The organism is Brevundimonas sp., from assembly GCF_036399195.1.
In the GTDB taxonomy this organism is placed as follows: domain Bacteria; phylum Pseudomonadota; class Alphaproteobacteria; order Caulobacterales; family Caulobacteraceae; genus Brevundimonas.
Genome location: NZ_DASWNO010000146.1, coordinates 1 through 3,629 on the forward strand (window position 1 = coordinate 1; position 3,629 = coordinate 3,629).

The 3,629-nt window shown below is 70.3% G+C and carries 5 protein-coding genes; 3 read left to right on the forward strand and 2 right to left on the reverse strand.

Annotated elements, in window-relative coordinates:
* Positions 1–490 (reverse strand): ATP-dependent protease subunit HslV (gene hslV, locus VGB60_RS06805; RefSeq protein ID WP_331037511.1); only part of this gene is annotated, 490 nt, incomplete at its 3' end.
* Between the two features lie 142 nt (positions 491–632).
* Here hslV and VGB60_RS06810 point away from each other — a divergent pair.
* Together VGB60_RS06810 and VGB60_RS06815 are read left to right on the forward strand one after the other, a co-directional pair.
* Positions 633–1,022, forward strand: coding sequence for a BLUF domain-containing protein (locus VGB60_RS06810; protein WP_331037512.1), 390 nt, complete (start codon positions 633–635; stop codon positions 1,020–1,022).
* A gap of 31 nt (positions 1,023–1,053) precedes the next feature.
* Positions 1,054–1,800: a HesA/MoeB/ThiF family protein gene (locus VGB60_RS06815; protein WP_331037513.1), complete on the forward strand. Its 747-nt coding sequence runs from the start codon at positions 1,054–1,056 to the stop codon at positions 1,798–1,800.
* A gap of 153 nt (positions 1,801–1,953) precedes the next feature.
* Here the strand turns inward: VGB60_RS06815 and VGB60_RS06820 are convergent, their stop codons facing one another.
* On the reverse strand, positions 1,954–2,940 hold the full coding sequence (locus VGB60_RS06820) for a D-glycerate dehydrogenase (protein WP_331037514.1): 987 nt from the start codon (positions 2,938–2,940) through the stop codon (positions 1,954–1,956).
* Positions 2,941–3,020: 80 nt separating this feature from the next.
* On the opposite strand from VGB60_RS06820, the gene VGB60_RS06825 reads away from it, so the two are divergent.
* The gene (locus VGB60_RS06825) at positions 3,021–3,536 is read left to right on the forward strand and encodes an SH3 domain-containing protein (protein WP_331037515.1); all 516 of its coding nucleotides are present in this window, start codon (positions 3,021–3,023) and stop codon (positions 3,534–3,536) included.
* Positions 3,537–3,629: the final 93 nt, after the last annotated feature.

Genomic DNA, 3,629 nt, shown 5'->3' on the forward strand with positions numbered 1-3,629 from the left:
CGCGGCGGGCGATCTGTTCGGCGTCCAGGTCGGTGTGGTCGATCAGGGCCCGCGCCGCTGACAGCGCGAAATTGCCGCCGGACCCGACCGCGGCCACCCCGTGCTCTGGCTCCAGCACGTCGCCGACGCCGGTGACGGTGAAGATCGAGCTTCGGTCGGCCACCAGCAGCATGGCCTCGAGCCGCCGCAGATAGCGGTCGGTGCGCCAGTCTTTGGCGAGGTCGACGCAGGCGCGCGCCAGCTGATCCGGATACTGCTCCAGCTTGGCCTCCAGCCGCTCGATCAGGGTGAAGGCGTCCGCCGTGGCGCCCGCGAAGCCGGCCAGCACCTTGCCGCCGGCCAGCACCCGCACCTTGCGCGCCGCGCCCTTGACGATGGTCGGGCCCATGGAGACCTGGCCGTCGCCGGCGATGACGGTCCGACCGGCCTTCCGCACGGCCAGGATGGTCGTGCCGTGCCAGTCGGGGAAGTTCGAGGTTTCGTTGCCCATCTCGATCAGATGGCGACGGAAATGGGGCGCGGCAAGACGAAAGCGGTGGGAAAACAAGCGTGGCCTGCGGCCATGAAATTACCGGAACCTGGATATATTGTGCACGGCTCATCCCTCTACGGCCAAGAACAAGGGAAGCGTTTTGCTTCACAGGATCATCTACGCGAGCGAAGCGGTCGGACCGACCGGGACATCGACCCTGTCTGTCGCCCAGATCCTGGGCGTGTCCGAGCGCAACAACCGGCGGGACCATGTGACCAGCTGCGTCATGTTCCACCGCGGCCACATCCTGCAGGTTCTGGAAGGCGCGCGGGTCGATCTGGACCGGCTGATGCGCCGTCTGCTGGCCGATCCTCGGCACACGGGATTGCGCATTCTGTCGGACATGCCGGTTTCCGGACGGGGCGTCGCCGAGCCGATGACGCTGTGCGGCGATCCCGAGGCCCTGCTGGACCGGGTCGGGCTGCCGTGCCTCTCGCGCCTGACGGCCCGGGAGGCCGAGGCGTTGCTGGATCTTCGCAAGGCCGCGTGACGCGCGCGCGGCGGCGGCCTAACGAAGGGCCGTGAGCTTCTCCGACGACGAAATCGAGCGCTACGCGCGCCATCTGGTCCTGTCCGAGATCGGCGGTCCGGGCCAGCAGCGGCTGAAGGCCACGCGCGTCGCGATCGTCGGTCTGGGCGGCGTCGGCGGCCCCGCCGCCCTGTACCTCGCCGCCGCCGGCGTCGGCGCGCTCCGGCTGATCGACGACGACGCCGTGGCCTTGTCGAACCTGCAGCGGCAGGTCCTGTTCACCGGCGATGACCTGGCCCGCCCCAAGGTCGAGGCGGGGGCGGAGGCGCTCGATCGCCTCAATCCGCACGTCGCCGTCGACGCCCACCGCGAGCGGATCACTGAGGCGAACGCCGAAGCCCTGCTGGGCGACTGCGACGTGGTGATCGACGGCACGGACGATTTCGCCGCCCGTTTCGCCGTCAACGCCGCCTGTGTCGCGGCAGGGGCGCCGCTGGTGTCAGGTGCGCTCGGCCGATGGAGCGGACAGGTCGGCGTCTTCCACGGCCGGCCCTGCTACCGCTGCCTCGTGCCCGAAACCCCGCCCGACGCGGAGACCTGCGCCCGCGTCGGCGTGGTTGGCGCGCTCGCGGGGGTGGTCGGCGCCATGGCGGCGCTGGAAGCGATCAAGCTGATCACGGGCGCTGGCCGGCCGCTGACCGGACGGCTGCTGCTCTATGACGGACTGACGGGGACGGCGCGGACGGTTCGCGTTTCGGCTGATCCGGACTGTTCGGTCTGCGCGGCGGCTTCCCCCTGATCTCGTCCTTCCGGGCTGGGAACGGCGCAGCCGGACCAGAACCCGGAATCCAGGTGACCGGTCTCTCTGGCTGGGGCGGCGTCATCGCCAGAGCGCGAACCTCTGGATTCAGGGTTCCGCTGCGCGGCCCCGGAAAGACGACCAGAGTAGGGCCTAAAGCATCGCCGGAATGACCCGATCCGCCGGGCGGTGGCCGTTCTGGAAGGTCAGGATGTTGGCGATGACGCGGTCGCCCATGTCCTGCCGCGCCTCGAGCGTGGCCGAGCCCAGATGCGGCAGCAGCACGACATTGGCCTGACCCAGCAGGCCCGGATGCACCGCGGGCTCGTGCTCGTAGACGTCCAGACCCACGCCGGCGATCCGACCGGACCTGACGCGCTCGGCCAGCGCCGTCTCGTCGATCAGCTCGCCGCGCGCGGTGTTGATCAGGATGGCGTGGGGCTGAAGCCGGTCCAGCCGCGCCGCCGACAGCAGGTGGTGGGTCTCGCGCGTGGCCGGGCAGTTGAGCGAGATCAGGTCCATGCGCGCCAGCATCTGGTCGAGGTCCTCCCAGTACGTCGCGCCCAGTTCCTCGACGATCATGTCGGGAACAGGCTTGCGGTTGTGATAGTGGACCTGCATCCCGAACGCCCGGGCGCGCCGGGCGAGGGCCTGGCCGATCCGGCCCATCCCGACGATACCGAGCCGCTTGCCCCACAGCTTGCGCCCGCACATCCAGGTCGGGGTCCAGCCCTCGAACCGGCCCTCCGCCATCACTGTCGCGCCCTCGACGATGCGGCGGCTGACGGCGAGGATCAGGGCCATGGCCAGGTCGGCGGTGTCCTCGGTCAGCACGCCCGGCGTGTTGGTGACGATCAGGCCGCGCCCGACCGCCGCGTCGATGTCGATGTGATCCACCCCCGCCCCGAAATTGGCGATCATCTTCAGCTGCGGCCCGGCCTCCGCCAGCAGGTCGGCGTCGATGACGTCGGTGATGGTCGGGACCAGCACCTCGGCCCGCCGCACCGCCGCTTCCAGGGCAGCCCGGTCCATGGGCCGGTCGGTCAGATTCAGCTCGGCGTCGAAAAGTTCTCGCGCGCGTGTTTCCACCGCGTCCGGAAGGCGTCTGGTTAATACGACCTTAAGCCTGCGCGCAGACATTCTGAGCCCTGATTTCACGGATGCTGACGGTGTCTACCAAAGCTCGCTCCCGCCTCCAAAGGCTCCCTGCCGTCGCGTCGATGCTGGTCGCCGCCGTTCTTGCGGGGGGGGCGACCCAGATGCCCGACGGCCGGCCCACGCCCAGCGGCCAGCCCGTGCCGCGCTGGCTGTCGCTGAAGTCGTCGGAAGTGCGCGCCCGCTACGGTCCCGGGCTGGATTACCGCATCCTGTGGGAGTACCGCGCCTCGGGCCTGCCGGTGCAGGTCGTGGCCGAGACCCGCGAGTGGCGCAAGATCTGCGATCCGGACGGGGCCGTCGCCTGGGTCCACCGCAGCGTGGTCTCCAGCCGCCGCAGCGTCTTCAACGTTTCCGACGCGCCGGTGCCGGTCCACGCGTCGCGCTCGGACGCCAGCCCGCTGCGCGCGCGGCTGGCCCCGAGAACCCTCACGACCATCGATGAATGCGAAGAGGGCTGGTGCGAGGTTCGCGCCCGGCGGCTGCGCGGTTGGGTTCGCGAAGGCGCCGTCTTCGGGGCCCAGAGGCGCGCGCTGTGCAACGCCTCCAGCCCCGCCGGACCCGCGCCCCGCCGCCGCTGACGCCGCTCCGCCGCCCTCGCGGGTCCTGGCGGGCGGCGTATCGGACGGAGCGATGGTTCGTCACGAAGGACACGAAGACGAGCACAAAGGACA

Bases quoted from the DNA above. Each gene is read 5' to 3' on its own strand.
- VGB60_RS06825 (WP_331037515.1), top strand. From the start codon at position 3,021: ATGCTGGTCGCCGCCGTTCTTGCGGGGGGGGCGACCCAGATGCCCGAC.
- VGB60_RS06820 (WP_331037514.1), bottom strand. From the start codon at position 2,940: ATGTCTGCGCGCAGGCTTAAGGTCGTATTAACCAGACGCCTTCCGGAC.